The organism is Amycolatopsis bartoniae, assembly GCF_014191255.1.
In the GTDB taxonomy this organism is placed as follows: domain Bacteria; phylum Actinomycetota; class Actinomycetes; order Mycobacteriales; family Pseudonocardiaceae; genus Amycolatopsis_E; species Amycolatopsis_E bartoniae.
Map to the genome: position 1 here is coordinate 231,506 of NZ_JACHWH010000005.1, position 17,389 is coordinate 248,894.

Genomic DNA, 17,389 nt, shown 5'->3' on the forward strand with positions numbered 1-17,389 from the left:
GTTCAAAAAGTGCAACCGCTCAACTTTTTGAACCGGTGCACTCAGGCGGTACGATGGGGACATGCCCGACACGGAGCCGCTGGGGCGGCGCGAACGGAAGAAGGCGGCGACGCGCCAGGCGCTGGCCGACGCGGCGCTGCGGCTGTTCCTGGAGCGCGGGTACGACGAGGTGGGCATCCGGGAGATCGCCGAGGCCGCCGACGTGTCGACCACGACGCTGTTCAAGCACTTCCCCGGCAAGGAGGCGCTCGTCTTCGACCAGGAGGACGAGATCAAGGACGCGCTGCTCGCGGCCGTGCGGGACCGCCCGGCGGGGCAGTCGATCCCGGCGGCGTTGCGGGACCACGTGCTGCGGGCGCGCCTGCCGAAGGACGATCCACAGTGGATCCGGCTGGCGGAGTTCGTCGCGCGCACCCCGGCGCTGCGCGACTACGCGCGGCGCATGTGGCTGCGGCACGAGGCCGACCTGGCGGCGGTGATCGCCGAGGAGGCGGGCCTGCCCGCCGACGACGCGTCCTGCCGGGCGCTGGCGCACTTCGCGCTGGAGACCCGCGACCTGGGGCACGGCAGCGCCGACCCCGAGGCCGCGCTCCGCCGCGCCTTCGACCTGCTGGAACGCGGCTGGGAGGGACTCGCCCACGAGCGCTGACACTCACCCCCGGGCGCCGAACACGTCCGCCACCCAGTCGGCGATGAACGTGCTCACGTGGGGCAGGTGGTCGAGCCCGATATGCTCCGTCGCGCCCTCCTCCCTGGTGAACACGCGCAGTTCGCGCTTCGGCGAGTGCACCGCCTGGTCGTAGGACCGGTGCGCGTACTCCAGCGGGATCTGCCGGTCGTGCTCACCGTGCGCGACGAGGAACGGCACGGTGATCTTCTCGACCACCCCGTCGAGGTGCACGCCGTCCGCGAACTCGATGAACTCGTCGAGGTCGTCGTACCCCCACACCCACAGCACGTGCTCCCAGTAGTGCGGCACGGGCCGCTCGCCCTCGCGCTCCAGGCGGCGGCGCTGCACCGCGCCCCAGTTGTGGTTGGCGCCCCACGCGACGCACAACGCGAACCGCTTCTCGAAGGCCGCCGCGCGGGGGGCGTAGTAGCCGCCCAGCGACCAGCCGACGATCCCGATCCGCGAGGCGTCGACGTCCGCCCGGCCTTCGAGCCAGTCCACCGCCGCGCCCGCCCAGGCTTCCGCGTCGATCCGCGCCGTGAGACCCTGCAGGCGCAACGCTTCCCCGGTGCCCGGCTGGTCCAGCATCAGGCAGGAGATCCCCCGCGCGGCCAGCTCCTCCCAGTGCCCCGAGCTGTACATGTGCTCCTTGGTGGAGTCCAGCCCGTTGACCAGCACCACGACCGGCGCCGACTCCCCCGCCCGGCTGAAGTAGCCCGGCAGCGTCGTCCCCTCGTAGGGGATCGCCACCCGGGACACGCGCGGATCCCTCAGGGCGAACGACTTCTGCGCCAGCTCCAGCACCCGCCGGTAGGTGGGCAGCCGGTTCGCGTCCGATCGCGCGAGCATGCGTTCGGCCTGGCACAGGTAGTTCGTGGCGCGGAAGTACAGCTGCCCCGCCGTGCGGGTGTGGCCCGCCTTCTCGGCGGCCTCGGCCTGCGCGACGAGCTGGTCGGTCAGCGCGGTCCAGGCCCGCAGGAAGTCCGGCGTGCCCGCGTCCTCGCCGCGGGCCGCGGCCTCCTGGATGGGGCGGCACGCGCGGTCGACCTCGTCGATCAGGCCGCCGCTGTTGAGCGCCGCGACCACGCCCAGGTTCCACACGTAGTTGCCGGGGAAGTACTCGAACACGGGTTTCCTCTCTCAGGGGGTCCGGACGGCGTCGCTGATCGACTTCACCCCGCCGTGCGCGGTCAGGCCACCGTCGACGGGGATCTCGGCGCCCGTGATGAACGAGGCGTCGTCGCTGACCAGGAACACCACGAGCGGCGCGACCTCACCGGGCGTGCCGGTGCGGCCGAGCGGGGTCTCGGCGACGTTCGCGGCCCGGAACGCCGCCGCCGCGGAGGCGGTCATGGGGGTTTCGATGTAGCCGGGGTGCACGGTGTTGACGCGGATGCCGAGCGGGCCGAGCTCCAGGCACGCGGCCTTCGCCAGCCCGCGCAGCGCCCATTTGCTCGCGGTGTACGCGGCCGGGAAGTGCCCGGTCAGCGCGGCCACCGAGCCGACCACGACGATCGAGCCGCCGCGGCCCATCAGCGGGGTCACGGCCTGGATGCCCAGCAGCGTCCCGGTCACGTTGACCTCGTGCACCCGCGCGAGGTCGGCGGGCTTCAGGTCGGGAACCCTCGCGCGCCAGGTGATCCCGGCGTTGGCGACCAGCCCGTCCACCCGCTCCAGGTCGTGCGCCAGCGCGGCCCAGCCCGCGGCGTCGGTGACGTCGAGCTGCCGGTACCGCACGCCCGGCAGGTCCTCGGCGGGCTCCGGCCGCACGTCGGCGCCGATCACCGTGGCGCCTTCCGCCGCGAGCAGCCGGGCCTCGGCCGCGCCCTGGCCCTGCGCGGCGCCGGTGACCACGACGATCTTGCCCGCGACCCTCACGAGCGCTTCCGGGCCGGGCGCACGGGCGGCAGCTCGATGCCTTCGACCACCGTGTTGCGGATGGTCCCGATGCCTTCGACGGTCATTTCCACGACGTCACCGGGCTTCAGCGGCGGGATCTCCCGGCCCCGTCCCCACAGCTCGGCGAGACAGCCGCCGTTGCCACAGGTTCCCGAGCCCAGCACGTCTCCGGCCCGCACGCGCGTGCCGCGCCCGGCGTAGGCGGCGAGCTCCTCGAACGGCCAGCCCATGTGCGACAACAGGTCCTGGCCGATCTGCGTGCCGTTCACCGAAACCCGCAGGTCCAGCCCGAGGAACCCGGCACTGTCGCGATAGGACTCCAGCTCGTCGGCCGTGACGAGCCACGGGCCGAGCGTGGTGGCCGAGTCCTTGCCCTTCGCCGGCCCGAGGCCGACCTTCATCTCGCGCCGTTGCAGGTCGCGGGCGGACCAGTCGTTGAAGACCGTGTAGCCGGCGATGTCCACCTCCTCCGGCGACGGCGAGGCGGCGTCCCGGCCGACCACGGCCGCGACTTCCAGCTCGAAGTCGAACAGCTGGGATCCCGGCGGAACCGGCACGTCATCGTGTGCGCCGAGCAGCGCGTACGGGTTGGTGAAGTAGAACGTCGGTGCCTCGTACCACTCCGGCGGCACGCTCCCGCCGTCGCCGGCGACCATGCCCGCCACGTGCTGCTCGAACGCCACGAAGTCCCGCACGGTCGGCGGTTCCAGCGGCGGCAGCAGGCGCAGCCCGGACAGGGGTACCGCGTCTCCTGCCGCCCGTGCCGCCGCACCCGCGTCGTGCAGCTGCCCGGCGCGGATCAGCTCCAGCACCGTGGTTCCCGCGGGCAGGCGCAGCAGGTTGTCGCCCTCGACGAGTCCACACCGGACAGTCCCGTCGGGTTCTTCGACAGTCGCGAACTTCATGGCAGACTCCTCACACCGGCGGGGCGACGAACAGGCCCTTGTCGGGGTCGTTGAAGGACTTGGCCGCGACGAACTCGTCCATCGCGTTCGCGGTGCCCCACTGGTCGGACACCCCGGGGTCGCTGAAGTCGTAGAGGTGCGGATGCCACGTGTCCTCGTCGATCAGCTCCAGCTCGGTGGTGTACTCGACGGTGTTGCCGTGCGGGTCGAGGAAGTACGAGAACGTGTTGTTGCCCGCCAGGTGCCGCCCGGGGCCCCAGATCTTCTCCACGCCCGCCCGCAGCAGCCTGCCGGTGCCGCGCATGTACTCGTCCAGGCCGCGCATCTCGAACGACGCGTGGTGCAGCGACGGGTGCGGGCCGCGGGCGATGGCCATGCTGTGGTGCCAGGCGTTGATCCGCAGGAACCACATCATCTCCCCCATCCGCGGGTGCATCAGGGTGTCGGACAGGCGGAAGCCGAGGTGGCGCTCGTAGAACGCCCGGGTGCCCTCCGGGTCGGCGGAGTTGATCACGACGTGCGAGAGCCGCACCGGGACCGACTCGCCCGCCTCGATCTTCCGGTGCGCCCGCACGGCCACGTCGGCGCTGATCTCGACCGTGCGGCCCTCGTTGTCGAAGAACCGGAATCCGTATCCGCCACCAGGGGTGTGCAGGGCACGGGGTTCGTGCACCAGCGTGACCCCGGCGGTGGCCAGCCGGGCGGCGAGCGTGTCCACATCGGACGGATTCGCGACGCCGAAGGCGATGAGGTCGATGCGCTTGTCGGCCGCCTGGCGCAGCCGCACGACGTACTGTTCCGGGCTGCCCTCGGCGGCGAGGAAGGCGATGCCCGAGTCGGTGTGCTCGGCGCTCAGGCCCCACGCGCCGGTGTAGAAGTCGCGCTGGCGCGCGAGGTCCGGCACGGCGAGGTCGACGTGGCGCAGGTGGGTGATCAGTCGTTCGGTCAAGGTTTCCTCCCGGATCAGGCGGGTTCGGTGACGAGGGCGGCGACCCGGCCCATGAGCCCGGGCACGTCGCCCTGCTCGGAGTCGAGCAGCCACTGTCCGAGTTGGACGGATGCCGCCACCACGGCGGCCGCGCGGGCGTACCGGCGGTCGGTGAAGGCTTGCCACAGCGCGTCGTCGAGGCTGTCGGCGGCGAGCAGCAGTTCGGTGAGCACGGCGGCGTCTTCGAGCGCCTGCGCCCCGCCCTGCGCCAGGGTCGGCGGGCAGGAGTGCGCGGCGTCGCCGATGAGCACCACGCGACCGCGGTGCCACGGCGCGGGCAGCACGTGGGTCTCGAACCACGTGTAGTGGACCCGCGAGGGGTCGGTGAGCGTGGCGCGGATGTCGTCCCACGGGCCGTGGTAGGCCGACGCCAGCTCCCGCATGGTCGCCAGCCGCTCCTGCGGCGACAGGCCGCTGCGGTCCCGCGCGTCCTCGACCACGTAGGCGTAGAGCGAGTTCTCGCCCGTCGGGCAGTAGCCGGCGATGTAGCAGGGGCCGCCGTAGAACAGGTCGGTGCGCGTGACCGAGGCCGGGCGCGGCCCGAACGCCCGCCAGATGCCCATGCCGGTCGCCCGCGTGTCCAGGTCGATGCCGAGCAGGCGCCGGACCGACGAGCGGATCCCGTCCGCGCCGACCACCAGGTCGTACCGGGCCGACGAGCCGTCGGAGAAGGACACCTCGGCACCTTCGGGGTCCAGGCCCGTGACGGTGACACCGAACCGGATTCGGACTCCGGCCTCGACGGCCCGCTCGTGCAGGATCCGCGCGAGGTCCGGGCGGGGCATCCCGAGCGTCGCGGGCAGGTCCGGACCACCGGTGCGGGCGTCCGGGAACTCGGCCAGCAGCGTCCCCTTGCTGTCCGGGGCACGCAGCCCGAGGCTGTCGAAGCCGTAGCCCGCCGCGCGCACCCGCTCCCACACGCCGAGCTTGCGCAGTTCACGCAAGGCGTTGCCCTGCAAGGTGATTCCCGATCCCAGTGCGGCGATACCGGGATTGATCTCGACCAGGTCGACCGCCACCCCGCCGTCGGCGAGGGCGATCGCGGTCGCCGCTCCGGCGAGACCGCCGCCGACCACCAGGACGTCGTGCACTGCTGACATGGGACGCCTCCTCACTTGACGGCGACGGGGGCGACCGGCGCCCCGACCGCACCGGTGACCGGGATCGGGTCCGCGGTGAGCCAGAACTCGTGGACGCCGTCGGCCGCGCAGTCCGCGGCGAGCGCGTCGAGGTCCCACATCTCACCGAGGAACAGGCCCAGGTGCGGGATCGCGACCTGGTGCAGCGGCTGGAAGGCGTCGTCGAACTCGTTGGGCCGCACCTCGAAACCCCACGTGTCCGTGGCGATCGCGGCGATTTCCGTGTCGTGCAGCCAGTCCACGGTGGTGAACGACAGGCCGGGCGCGGGACCACCGGCGTAGTCGCCCCAGCCCTCGCGGCGCGCCCTGGCGAGCCGTCCGGTGCGCACGAGCAGCAGGTCACCCCGGCCCACGTGGGCGGTACTGCCTTGTGCGGCCATGGTTTCTTCGAGGTGCTCGGTGGTGATCGCGAACCCGTCCGGCAGCTCGCCGTCGGTGCCGAGCACGCGGCCGACGTCGAGCAGCACCCCGCGCCCGGCGATCCGCCCGGCCGCGGTCTCGATGCCGGTGACCTGGTCGCCCTCGCTGGTCACGACGTCTCCGGCGCGGCGGCCGTTCCACGCGATCCCGTGGTCGAAGATGTGCCCGAGGCCGTCCCACTGGGTCGACGCCTGCAGCGGCATGAAGACCACGTCGTCGGCCCCGCCGATCCCGTGCGGGAAGCCCTGCGTGCCGCGCTCGGCGTCCAGTCCGGTGTCGAGCATCGTGTGCACCGGGTTCGTCCGTCGGCGCCAGCCCTTCTGCGGCCCGTCGGCCTCGAACCGCTGGGAGAGCGGGAAACTGACGCCGCGACGGATCAGCGCGGCGCCCTCCCGGCGCTTGGCCTCGTCGAGGAAGTTGAGCGTGCCCAGCACGTCGTCGGGACCCCAGCGGCCCCAGTTGGAGCAACGGCGGGCGGCGGCGGCGATCGCGGCTTCGGGATCGGTGCGGTCGAGCATGGTCCCACCGTCGGCCACCGGAACGGATCAGGGAAGACGAAATCGGTGATGCGCGGTATCACCGTGGTGAATACCCTCGGGGTGGTGAACCTGGCGAGCCTGGACCTGAACCTGCTGGTGACGCTCGACGCGCTACTGGAACACCGCAGCGTCAGCCGGTCGGCCGAGCAGCTGGGGCTGAGCCAGCCCGCGGTGTCCGCCCAGCTCGCCCGGCTGCGCCGGCATTTCGGCGACGAGCTGCTGGCCCGCTTCGGCAACCAGTACCGGCTCACGCCGCTGGCCGTGCAGCTGCGCGGCCGCGTCCGCACCGCGGTCACCGGGGTCGAGCGCGTCTTCTCCGCCGAGCCGGACTTCGACCCCGCCACCACCTCGCGGGAGTTCTCGCTGCTCACCAGTGACTATGGTGTCGAGGTGTTCGGCCGTGAGCTGGCGGCCACGCTGGAGCGCGAGGCGCCGGACGCGCGCCTGCGGTTCCTGGCCAACACCCCGGCGGTGGTCGACAACGCGGTCCAGTCGCTGACCGGGATCGACCTGCTCGTGCTGCCGCACGGGTTCATCGAGGGGCTGCCGCACCAGGACCTCTACCGCGACGAGTGGGTGTGCCTGGTCGCCGATGGCAACGAGGAGGTCGGGGCCGCGCTCACGGTCGACCAGCTGCGCACCATGCCGTGGGTCGTGACCTACCACGGCCCGACCGCGTCGACCCCGGCCGCGCGGCAGATGCGGATGCTCGGCATCGAACCGCGCGTGCAGGTGGTCACCGAGAACTTCCTGACCGTGCCAGGTCTGGTCGCGGGCACGGGCCGGGTGGCGCTGCTGCAGCGGCGCCTCGCCGACCGCGTCCCCGCCGACCTCGGCGTGCGCGTCCTGCCGTGCCCCTTCGAGGCGGGGCCACTGATGGAAGCGTTCTGGTGGCACCCGATGTACGAGCACGACCCCGAGCACCGCTACCTGCGCGACCTGCTGGCCCGCGTGGCGGGGAACCCGGCGTCCTGACGCGGTGTCCCGCGGGCAGGGCCCCCCGAACACCCCCGCCCCTCAAAACGCGATCGCGAACAGACCCGCCACGCCGAGGGCGTACAGGATCACCACCACCAGCGAGTCCAGTCCCATCCGCGCCACCCGCCGGCGCGGGCGGAACAGCAAGCCCGCCGCGTAGACGAGTGTCAGCAGTATCGCCAGTGCGGTCAGGTAGATGTCCGTCTTCTGCGCCTGCGGCAGCACCGCCGTGCCCGAGATCAGCGTCGCCGGCAGGAACAGCACCGGCAGGAACGCATTGCCGCCGAAGATGTCGCTCATCGCGAGCTGGTAGTCGCCGTGGCGGACGGACGTCAAACCCGTCGACACCTCCGGCAGCGAGGTCGCCGCGGCGAGGACCGTGGCGCCGAACAGCACGCCCGACAGTCCGATGTGGTCCGCGATCGCGTCACCACTGCGTTCGAGGAACACACCGGCCACCAGGGTCGCCAGCGCCGCGACCCCGAAGATCAGCGCGGACTTCCCCGTGCTCGTCCCCTTGCTCGCCGCCTGCTGCTCCGTGTGGTGCCGCTTGTGCCCGCGCGGGCGCTCCTGCCCGTCCGGCGCCTCCCCCGACTCGTGCCACGGCAACGACCGGCCCGCCCGCCGCAACAGGAACAGCCCCGCCACCCACAACACCGTGATCAGGACCGGCGCCGGCGCCAGCCGCCACGCGATGAGGCTCCCCGGCAACTGGCTGCCCGCCACGACCACCGCCAGCACGGCCACCACCAGCGCCGCCTCCAGCACCAGCACCAGCGACGCCGCCCGGTACGTCAGCGGCCGCGGCCCCCGCACGCCGGCCGCGTCCAGCACCACCAGCACCACCGTCTGAATGGCGATCCCGCCCAGGATGTTGCCCACCGCGACACCGACGTTGCCCGACACCGCCGCCGACACGACGATCGCGATCTCCGGCAGGTTCGTCGCCACCGCCAGCAGGATCAGCCCGCCCAGCGCCGACCCGAGGTGCAGGCGCACCGACAGCACGTCCGTCTGGTTCGACAACTGCACCCCGGCCACCCAGATCGCCGCCGCCGCCGCGACGAAGACCAGCAACAACCACGGCAGGGACAATCCGGACACGCGACCTCCAGCACCTCGTACTCGAGGCACGAGTACCCAGGCCGAAACACCCGGTTCGGTCCGTCCACACACGACGGTGGCCGGGACCCACCGGCCCCGGCCACCGCGCGCTCGTCAGCTCACCCGCTGTACGTCCTGCTGCCCGCTACCGCGGACCGCGATGCCGTCCACCTCGAACCGGGCACCCAGCGGCAGGGCGTCGACCAGCAGGGAGGTGCGGGCGGGCAGGTCGCCGGGGAAGATCTCCTCGTACACCGAGTCGATCACCTTCATGTCGTCGTAGGAGGTGATCCAGAACGACAGGCGCACCACGTCGCTCAGCTGCGCGCCCACCGCGTCGAGGGTGTTCGTCAGGTTGCGGAACGCCTGGCGCACCTGGTCGGCGACGTCGTCGCTCACCAGCTGGCCCTTGTCGTCGAAACCGAGGTGGCCCGCCAGGAACACCAGGTCGTCCACGGCTACGCCCGGCGAGTACCGGAACGCGGGCAGCTTGCCCCGGGTGATCACGTACTTCGACATCGGTCGTACTCCTTTCCTCGAAGCTCAGGCGGGCGCCACGCGCAGCAGCGGCAGGCCCGCCTCGGTCCGGTCCTCGTGCAGGACCGTCTCCAGGTCCTCCTCCGCGCAGGCCCGGCGCAGGTAGCCGGCCACGCGCTCGAACTCACCGGTCTCCGTCGCCGGGCGCGGCCGGTTGTCCGGCCCCAGCACGCACGGCACGAAGGCCGGCTGCAGCGCCTCGCCGTCGTGACGCAGCACGGCGACGCCGGTCAGCCTGCCGTCCTCGTGGAACGGCAACAGCGGGTAACCGTCGCGCGGGCCGATCCGGTACGGGCCGAAGCGCCGCTTCCCGGCCCGCACCGTCGCCTCGTCGCCGCGCCCGAGGTACGCCTCGCGCGCCAGCCGGTTCTCGAAGTCGGGCAGGTCGAACGCGAAGTGCCCGAGCCCGTAGAACACCGGCTTGCCGCGGTAGAACTCGATGCCGCGCAACAGGTGGTGGTGATGGCCGAGCACCGCGTCGGCGCCGGAGTCCACGGCGACGCGCGCGACGCGCCGCTCGTGGTCGGTGAGGGTGAACGGCCTGCTGAAGTCGCCCCAGTGCACGCTGACGAGCACCACGTCGGCCCGCTCCCGGGCGGCCGCGACGTCGGAGCGCAGCGCCGCCAGGTCGCCCTCGTGCGGCACGGTCGTCACGCGCGGCAGCAGCCCGGGGTTCCACTCGTTCTCCTCCCACGGCGTGTACTGGCTGTACGCGCGCAGCGGGGCGAGGCCGGGCCAGCCGGGCCGCGCCTCGTACCCGTGCGGGAAGACCGCGCTGTAGGCGAGCACCGCGACGGTGCCGTGCGGCGTCTCCCGGATCGCCGGACGCCTGGCCGCTTCCTGGTTCTCCCCCGCGCCCGCGACCGCGGCGCCCTGTTCCTCCAGCACCTCACGCGTGCGCAGCAGCGCGGCGAACCCGCCGTCCACGCTGTGGTTGTTGGCCAGGGAGAACACGTCGAGCCCGGACTTCGCCAGGTGGCTCGCGAACGCCGGGTCCGCCGTCAGCGGCACGCCCGCGCTGGGGGCGCGCTCCCAGGACTCGGCGTAGACGCCTTCGAGGTTGGCGAAGGCCAGGTCGGCCTCGTGGAACAGGTCCGCGACGTGGTCGAACGCCGACGCGGGCTCTTCACGGTCGAGGAACACGTCCCCCACCGCCGTGATGGTCAGGCCGTTGCGTGCGGCCATGGGACCCTCCTTCCGGGTTTGGTGCCTACGCGGCCTGCCGGTGGAGCAGGCCGGGAACGTCGATGCCGAACGCGCGGGCGAAGCCCGCCCGTCCGACGTCCGTCACGACCAGGGCGCGCGGGGCCGCGTCGTGGCGGCGCACCCAGCCCAGCTCGTGCAGCCGGCGCAGCAACGCCGTGCCCGCCGGCCCGCCGAGGTGGTGGTGCTGGTCCGCCCAGTCGACGCAGGGGCTGGCGTGCTGGCGGCCCCGGAGCGGGAGGACGACCCCGAAGTCCTCCAGCAACCGCCTGCCCCGTGCGGAAATCGTGTATGCGTCGCCGGTCTTCACCAGTACACCGCTGCGCTCCAGCGAACGCAGCACGGCGACGCCCAGGTCACCGGCGAGGTGGTCGTAGCAGGTCCTGGCCAGGCGCAGCGAGTACGCCCGGGAACCGGCGCCACGCGGGTCGCCCGGGCCCAGCTTCGACAGGATCTCCAGCGCCCGCTCGACGTCGGGCGAGGCGAGCTCGAAGTAGCGCCGCCTGCCCTTGGGGCGGACCCGCAGCAGTCCTCCTTCGGTCAGCTTCGTCAGGTGCTCACTCGCGGTGGACAACGCGACCCCCGCCTCGCTCGCGAGCCTCGACATCGGCAGCGCGCGGCCGCCGGTGAGCGCCCGCAGCATCGCCCATCTCGCGGAATGGCCCATCAGTTCGGCCGGCTGCGCGGGATTCGCCACTTCCCTGTCCATCACGACCCTCCCTGTTTCCCATTCGACTCCGTTCGGGACCGACGTTAGCGGCCGTCGTTTTCGCCCGCGGACGAAACGAGTGAACGCCCATAACGGACATTGTTTGCATTCCTCGGGAACCGCGTCCCGGCACGCTTCGCCTGCCGGCGAAATGTTGCGGCGTTACCCTCGAAACCATGAGCACGAGCCGAGAATCGATCGCCGCCGGAGGGGACATCGACTTCAGCGTGCCCGCCGAGCTGATCGGGCACCCGGCGCGTTCCGCGATGCTGGTGGCCCTGCTGGACAGGCACGCACTGCCGATGTCGATGCTCGCGAGCGAGGCCGGGGTCTCGCCGTCCACCGCGAGCGCGCACCTGACGAAACTGGTGGAAGGTGGTTTGCTGCACGTGCGGCAGCAGGGCAGGCACCGGTACTACGCACTGGCTTCCCGCGATGTGGCCGACGCGCTGGAGGCGCTTGCCCGGGTCTCCCCGATGCGGCCGGTCCGGTCGCTGCGCGCGGACACGAGGGCGCGCGCGATGCGGCTGGCCCGCAGCTGTTACGACCACTTGGCGGGTCACCTCGGGGTGGCCGTCATGCGGTCGTTGCTGGAGCGGGGCGCGGTGCGTGGCGGGGACGGGCTGCACCGCCCGGAACGGGCGCGCCACGACCGGCTTTCCGCGCCCGGCAAGGACATCGACTACGAGCTGACCGACTCGGGGCACGCGTTGTTCGACGAGCTCGGGGTCCGCCTGCTGACGGCGATCGACTCGCGCAAGCGGCGGCGGCTGGTCGCGTACTGCGTCGACTGGACCGAACAGCGCCACCACCTCGGCGGAACGGCGGGCGCGGCGTTGCTCAGCCGTTTCGAGGAACTGGAATGGTTACGGCGCAAGACCAAAGGGGCGCCGCGCGCGCTGACCATCACCGACGCCGGAAAACGCGGGTTCGCCGAGCATTTCGACATCGACACCGACACCCTCGCGACAACGGAAGCGGCACCGGTCACGCCGCTGCACCCGAAAAGGTGACCCGCGGCGGCCACATTTCGCCGCCACGCGTAAAAAGGCCCGCCTAACGTTCGGAAACAGAACCGGAACCGGTTCGTACCACCAGACGAGACGAGGATTTCCACCATGTCTTCCCAGCATGTCGACCAGTCGGCGGCGGAGAAGCCCGATACCGCGCCGCGCACCGGCAGCGCACTGCCCCTGGTGGCCCTGTGCCTCGGTTTCTTCATGATCATGATGGACGCGACCGTGGTGAACACGGCACTGCCGGTCATCGGCCACGACCTGTCGGCCACCGTCAGCGGCCTGCAGTGGGTGACCGCCGGGTACACGCTGGTGTTCGCCTGCCTGCTGCTGTCCGCGGGCTCGCTCGGTGACCGGCTGGGCTCGCGCCGGGTGTTCCTGGCGGGCCTGGTGGTGTTCACGGTGGCCTCGGGGGTGTGCGGCCTCGCGCCGAACCTGCCCGTCCTGGTCGCCGCGCGCATCGTCCAGGGGGCGGGCGCGGCGCTCGCGCTGCCCACCTCGCTGGCGCTCATCAACGCCTCGTACCCCGACCGCGAGCAGCGCGCCCGCGCGATCGGCGTGTGGGGTGGCCTGGGCGGTGTCGCCGCGGGCCTGGGGCCGGTGCTCGGCGGGGTGCTGACCAACTGGGTCGGCTGGCCCGCCATCTTCTACATCAACCTGCCGATCGGTGTCGCCGCCCTGGTGCTCACCCTGCGTTACGTCGCGGCGCCGTCGGCGAAGTCCGGCACGAAACCGGACCTGCCGGGCCAGGTGCTGAGCGTGGTGGCCGTGGCGGCGCTGGCCTTCGGCCTGATCCAGGCCCAGCCGCTGGGCTGGACCGCGCCCGCCATCCTGGTCGCGTTCGGCGTCGCGGTGGTGGCCGGTGCCGCGTTCGTGCTGACCGAGCACCGGCACTCCTCGCCGATGCTGCCGCTGAAGCTGTTCAAGGAGCGGGAGTTCAGCGGGTCGATCGCCATCGGCGCGGCCATCAACATCGGCTTCTACGGCGAGCTGTTCCTGCTGGCGCTGTACTTCCAGGACGTGCGGCACTTCTCGCCGCTGCTCACCGGGCTCGCGATGCTGCCGCAGCCGGGGATCGCCTCGCTGGCGTCGTCGCTGGGCGGGCGGCACACGGCGCGGATCGGCGCGCGGCCGGTGATGCTCATCGGTCTCGTGGTCGGCGCGCTGGGGCTGCTGTCGCTGGTGCTGGCCGGGGAGCACACGCCGTACTGGATGCTGATCGTGCCGCTGCTGGCGGTGGGTTTCGGGACGGCGTACACGATGCCGGCGGCCACCGCGGCGACGATGGAGGCCGCGCCGGCGAAGCAGGCGGGCACCGCGTCGGGCGCGCTGAACGCGAGCAGGCAGATCGGCTCCACCCTGGGTGTGGCGATCTTCGGCACGGTGACCGCGGGCAGCGCGGCGTTCATGACGGGCTACCACGTGAGCGTCGGAATCGGCGCGGCGGTCTTCGCGGCCGGGGCGCTCGTCGCGTGGATCGCGGTGCCCCGCCCGAAACCGGCCTGAGGGCACGGAAAAGGCCGCCGGGCGAACACCCGGCGGCCTTTTCCGTCACCTGGTGAGGGCGAAGTCCACCACCACCGGCCGCTCGGTGATCGCCACCGCGCGGCGGACCGTGTCGTCGACCTCCGCGGGCGATTCGCACCGCAGGCCCGCGCAGCCCAGGGATTCGGCCAGCAGCACGGCGTCCGGCAGCCCGCCGGAGCCGAGCAGGGCCACCTTCACGGGCAGGCCCTCCAGCGCGCACGTCGCCAGCTCCTGGGCCGCCGCGCCCAGGTCGCCCTCGATCGTCCACACGGGACGGTCCGGCAGCCCCGCCTGCGCGCCCATCGCCGCCGGCACGGCGAAACCCGCCGCGCCCTGCCCACCGGAGACGATCCACGACCGCGGGCGTTCGTGCGGGAGGGATCGCGCCGCCCGCAGCCGGTGCCGACCCTCGCCCGCCACATACACCGCGTCGGGACCGGCCAGCTCGCCGAGCCGCGCGAGCACACCGTTCGCGGGCGGGCGTCCGGCCCACGTCAGCTCACGCCACCACTCCTCCGGCTCCGGAGTTCCGTCGAGCGCGGCCAGCAGCCCGGCCAGCACCTGGCGGCAGTCGCCGACGATGGGCACGTCCCCGGGACGGAGCCCGGAGATCCCGGCCGGGTCGATGTCGACGTGCACGACCTTCGCCCCGGTCTCGCCGATCCGGGCGCCCAGCGCCACCACCAGATCCGCACGGCGGAGCACGCCCGTGCCCCCGTGCTGCGGGTGCGAGGCGGGGAACGCGCCGCGTGCCATCAGCGTGGTCACCACCGGCATTCCGGTGCGCTCGGCCAGCTCCCGCAGTTCGGCGTGCGCCCCGGACCGCACCAGCCCGCCGCCCGCGTACAGCACGGGACGGCGGGCGGCGCGGATCAGCGACGCGGCCGCGGCGATCTGCTTGCCGCTCGGGCGCCGCACCGGGTGGTAGCCGCGCAGGGACAACCGCGGCGGCCACCGGAACGGCACGTGCGCCTGCTGCACGTCCTTCGGGATGTCCACCACCACCGGCCCCGGCCGCCCGGTGCCGGCGAGGTGGAACGCCTCGGCCAGCACGCGCGGGATGTCCGCCGGGTCGGTCACCAGGTAGCCGTGCTTGGTCACCGGGGCCGTCAGCGCCACGATGTCGGCCTCCTGGAAGGCGTCCGTGCCCATCAGCGGCCGCGCCACCTGACCGGTGACGGCGACGACCGGCACCGAGTCCCGGTAGGCGTCCGCCAGCGGCGGAACGAGGTTGGTCGCGCCCGGCCCCGACGTGGCCAGGCAGACCCCGGTCTCGCCCGTCGCCTGCGCGTACCCGTTCGCGGCGTGCCCGGCGCCCTGCTCGTGCCGGACCAGGACGTGCCGCACCGACGAGGTGAGCAGCGCGTCGTAGACCGGCATGACGGCGCCGCCGGGGATACCGAACGCGGCCCGGCAACCCAGGTTCTCCAGTGCTCGCACGACGTTGTGCGCACCGGTGTCCGGTATCTCCCGGCGGGCGGGCACCGCGGACTCCGCCCGGTCCACGGCCGTCACGGGTCAGCCCTCCAGTTCGTCCACATCGGACACCGGGATGCCGCGGCCCTCCCACAGGACGTGCATGAGCGCGGCCCGCAGGAACATGCCGCCGCGCACCCCCTCGAAGTACCGGACGTTGGGCAGGCCGTCGACCTCGGCGGGCAGCTCCTCCCCGCGCGGGCCGGTGTGCAGCACGGTCACGTGCCGCCCCGCGCCCTCCAGCAGCCGCCGCGTCAGGCGGTAGCGGGTGGCGAGGTTGCCCGAGCGCCGCTCCTGTGCGGTGGCGACGTGGAAGTCGGGCAGCTCGAACGGGATCATGGCGATCACGTCCGTCCGGCGCACGAGCTCCGCCATGCTGTCCACAGTGGAATGCCGGATGCCCTGCGCGGTCAGGCTCGCGCACTGCTCCGGCGACGGCGGCGCGTCCTCGGGCGTGAGGAACACGATCTCCGCCGGGCCGAACTTGGCCACCGTCGCCACGTCCGCCCGCAGCGCCCGGCAGCCGGGGTCGCCGACGAACCCGATCCGGGCGCCGGCCAGGTCACCGAGGCTGCGGCGCATCATCCACGTGTCGAGCATCCCCTGCGTGGGGTGGTCGCTCTCGCCGCTGCCGGCGTTGACCACCGGTACGCCGGCCACCGCGGCGGCGCGCTGCGCCGCGTCGTCGTCCACGTGCCGCAGGACCAGGAGGTCCGCGTAACCGCCGACGACGCGCACGGTGTCTTCGAGGGTCTCCTGGAAGAAGTCGCCCGCCCTGGTGGTCGCGGCGCTGTCGAAGCCGATGTACCGGCCGCCGAGCAGGCAGGTCGCCGCCTGGAAGCTGATCCGCGTGCGCGTGCTGTTCTGGTAGAACAGCAGCCCTACGGTGGCGTTCGGCGCGAGCTTCGCCAGGCGGTGGCGCGGCTGGCGCGTCAGCCAGTCGGCCCGGCCGAACAGGCGCAGCAGGTCGTCGCGCTGCCAGTCGTGCGAGGACGCCGCGTCCGACGGAAAAGCGCCTACTGGAGTCGTGTCGAGCACGTTTCTCGTCATGGCGTCACCACCACTTCCCGTGCACGGCCTTGGCGATCCACTTCTGCGTGTCGAGCATCGCGTAGCCCGGCGTCACGGGCAGCTCGAACGAACCCGGCAACTGGTCCAGACCGGTGATGGCCTGCCCGATGCGGGAGGCCAGCATGCCCTGGGCGAGCGGCGGCGTGCCCGCGAAGATCGGGCACTCCTTGTCCTTGATGAACCACTGCTCCAGCACCTCCCAGGACGGGTAGTCCGGCATCTCCGGGATGAACCGGCTGATGAGCTGCCGCGTGTTCGCCTCGTCCAGCTCGGCGCCCCGCGGCACGCCGAAGTACTCCTCGGCGGTCATGGAGTCCTTGGTCCACTTGAAGAAGAAGGTGCGCTGCCCGAACACCGGGGTCAGCATCATGAAGCGGCACCGCGGCGCCCGGCGGAACGCCTCGTGCAGCACGTAGCGGGCCTCGATCTCGTACAGCTCGATCTTGTCGAGCACGTAGTCGCAGCCTTCGAAGAACTCGTCCACCGAGTTCGCCTCGATGCCCTCGGGGTAGACGTCGATGTTGACGTCGTGCGTGGTCTCGTAGACGGCCTCGGCCACCGCTTCGGCCTTGTTCCGGCCGATGTTGCCCACGGTGGCGGCGAACTGGCGGTTGATGTTGGACGCCTCGAACTTGTCCGGGTCCGCCAGCTTCAGGTTCTGCACGCCCATCCGCACGAGCCGCTCGGCGGTCGCCCCGCCGATGCCGCCGCAGCCGGCCACGCCGATCACGGCATCGCGCAGCTTCTGCTGGCGTTCGCGCTGCTCCTGCTCGGTGTTGCCGAGCCAGCCGAGGTTGCGCCGGACCCGCTCCCAGTAGAAGTCGTCGTCACCCTGCGCCGTGTACATCCTGCGATCGGACACGGTTCTCCCGTCCTTCCCGGGCAATTGTCACCCACAATGAAATGAACTTTTCGAGAAGTGTGCCGGTAGAATAGGCACGTAATCTCCCGAAATGGTCCCGTAATCGGGACGAGAGCGAGCCTAACAGAGGAGATCGGGCGGGCAAGCGGATCACGCGGCGCCCGGAACATCACTCGTCCGTCGCAACAAACGGCTTCAAACCTGGTTTGCGCACCAATTGTCTCCGCCATCCGGAGCAACGCCCGAAGATCCACTTAACCGCTGTTTCAAACTTCCGTCACCGGCGGGCCGAAAAGGAAGCGCACATCACTTCGCCGGGTTCCGAAGCGTTTTCCGCTCCCTTCGG

The 17,389-nt window shown here is 72.1% G+C and carries 17 protein-coding genes; 4 read left to right on the forward strand and 13 right to left on the reverse strand.

All coding sequences use genetic code 11. From position 1 onward, the window contains the following. Window positions 1-61 precede the first annotated feature (61 nt). Window positions 62-649: a TetR/AcrR family transcriptional regulator gene (locus tag FHX82_RS24645; RefSeq protein ID WP_145934643.1), complete on the forward strand. Its 588-nt coding sequence runs from the start codon at window positions 62-64 to the stop codon at window positions 647-649. Between the two features lie 3 nt (window positions 650-652). Here the strand turns inward: FHX82_RS24645 and FHX82_RS24650 are convergent, their stop codons facing one another. The 6 genes from FHX82_RS24650 to FHX82_RS24675 are packed head-to-tail and all read right to left on the reverse strand — an operon-like array spanning window position 653 to window position 6,539. Then, complete coding sequence (locus FHX82_RS24650) at window positions 653-1,798, reverse strand: alpha/beta hydrolase family protein (protein ID WP_145934642.1); 1,146 nt, start codon at window positions 1,796-1,798, stop codon at window positions 653-655. Between the two features lie 12 nt (window positions 1,799-1,810). Further along, window positions 1,811-2,548: an SDR family NAD(P)-dependent oxidoreductase gene (locus FHX82_RS24655; protein ID WP_145934641.1), complete on the reverse strand. Its 738-nt coding sequence runs from the start codon at window positions 2,546-2,548 to the stop codon at window positions 1,811-1,813. Further along, on the reverse strand, window positions 2,545-3,474 hold the full coding sequence (locus FHX82_RS24660; RefSeq protein ID WP_145934640.1) for a fumarylacetoacetate hydrolase family protein: 930 nt from the start codon (window positions 3,472-3,474) through the stop codon (window positions 2,545-2,547). The genes FHX82_RS24655 and FHX82_RS24660 overlap by 4 nt, the downstream gene beginning before the upstream one ends. A 10-nt stretch (window positions 3,475-3,484) precedes the next feature. Further along, window positions 3,485-4,423 carry a VOC family protein gene (locus FHX82_RS24665; RefSeq protein WP_145934639.1) on the reverse strand — a complete coding sequence of 313 codons (939 nt, stop codon included), beginning with the start codon at window positions 4,421-4,423 and terminating at the stop codon, window positions 3,485-3,487. A 14-nt stretch (window positions 4,424-4,437) separates the two neighbouring features. Further along, window positions 4,438-5,562 carry an FAD-dependent monooxygenase gene (locus tag FHX82_RS24670; RefSeq protein ID WP_145934638.1) on the reverse strand — a complete coding sequence of 375 codons (1,125 nt, stop codon included), beginning with the start codon at window positions 5,560-5,562 and terminating at the stop codon, window positions 4,438-4,440. An 11-nt stretch (window positions 5,563-5,573) separates the two neighbouring features. Beyond that, window positions 5,574-6,539: a cyclase family protein gene (locus FHX82_RS24675; protein WP_145934637.1), complete on the reverse strand. Its 966-nt coding sequence runs from the start codon at window positions 6,537-6,539 to the stop codon at window positions 5,574-5,576. 84 nt (window positions 6,540-6,623) lie between these two features. Here FHX82_RS24675 and FHX82_RS24680 point away from each other — a divergent pair, with 84 nt between their 5' ends. Continuing rightward, window positions 6,624-7,535, forward strand: coding sequence for a LysR family transcriptional regulator (locus FHX82_RS24680; RefSeq protein WP_145934636.1), 912 nt, complete (start codon window positions 6,624-6,626; stop codon window positions 7,533-7,535). 42 nt (window positions 7,536-7,577) lie between these two features. Here the strand turns inward: FHX82_RS24680 and FHX82_RS24685 are convergent, their stop codons facing one another. The 4 genes from FHX82_RS24685 to FHX82_RS24700 form a co-directional block, all read right to left on the reverse strand. Further along, window positions 7,578-8,642, reverse strand: a complete 1,065-nt coding sequence (locus FHX82_RS24685) for a sodium:calcium antiporter (protein WP_145934635.1) — start codon at window positions 8,640-8,642, stop codon at window positions 7,578-7,580. 114 nt (window positions 8,643-8,756) lie between these two features. Further along, window positions 8,757-9,161 carry a RidA family protein gene (locus tag FHX82_RS24690; protein WP_145934634.1) on the reverse strand — a complete coding sequence of 135 codons (405 nt, stop codon included), beginning with the start codon at window positions 9,159-9,161 and terminating at the stop codon, window positions 8,757-8,759. A 24-nt stretch (window positions 9,162-9,185) separates the two neighbouring features. Continuing rightward, window positions 9,186-10,364 (reverse strand): CapA family protein, encoded by a 1,179-nt coding sequence (locus tag FHX82_RS24695; RefSeq protein ID WP_145934633.1) that lies wholly within the window; start codon window positions 10,362-10,364, stop codon window positions 9,186-9,188. Window positions 10,365-10,389: 25 nt separating this feature from the next. Further along, on the reverse strand, window positions 10,390-11,091 hold the full coding sequence (locus tag FHX82_RS24700; RefSeq protein ID WP_145934632.1) for an ArsR/SmtB family transcription factor: 702 nt from the start codon (window positions 11,089-11,091) through the stop codon (window positions 10,390-10,392). A gap of 176 nt (window positions 11,092-11,267) precedes the next feature. On the opposite strand from FHX82_RS24700, the gene FHX82_RS24705 reads away from it, so the two are divergent. Beyond that, window positions 11,268-12,104: an ArsR/SmtB family transcription factor gene (locus tag FHX82_RS24705; protein ID WP_145934631.1), complete on the forward strand. Its 837-nt coding sequence runs from the start codon at window positions 11,268-11,270 to the stop codon at window positions 12,102-12,104. A gap of 105 nt (window positions 12,105-12,209) precedes the next feature. Beyond that, window positions 12,210-13,613 carry an MFS transporter gene (locus tag FHX82_RS24710; RefSeq protein ID WP_145934630.1) on the forward strand — a complete coding sequence of 468 codons (1,404 nt, stop codon included), beginning with the start codon at window positions 12,210-12,212 and terminating at the stop codon, window positions 13,611-13,613. A 45-nt stretch (window positions 13,614-13,658) separates the two neighbouring features. Here FHX82_RS24710 and FHX82_RS24715 read toward each other — a convergent pair whose 3' ends face one another. The 3 genes from FHX82_RS24715 to FHX82_RS24725 are packed head-to-tail and all read right to left on the reverse strand — an operon-like array spanning window position 13,659 to window position 17,043. After that, entirely contained in the window at window positions 13,659-15,101 is a 1,443-nt protein-coding gene (locus FHX82_RS24715; RefSeq protein WP_145934670.1) for a thiamine pyrophosphate-binding protein, read from the reverse strand. Window positions 15,102-15,152: 51 nt separating this feature from the next. Continuing rightward, window positions 15,153-16,160 (reverse strand): aspartate carbamoyltransferase, encoded by a 1,008-nt coding sequence (locus FHX82_RS24720; RefSeq protein WP_145934629.1) that lies wholly within the window; start codon window positions 16,158-16,160, stop codon window positions 15,153-15,155. Between the two features lie 4 nt (window positions 16,161-16,164). After that, entirely contained in the window at window positions 16,165-17,043 is an 879-nt protein-coding gene (locus FHX82_RS24725; protein ID WP_221216494.1) for a ThiF family adenylyltransferase, read from the reverse strand. Window positions 17,044-17,389: the final 346 nt, after the last annotated feature.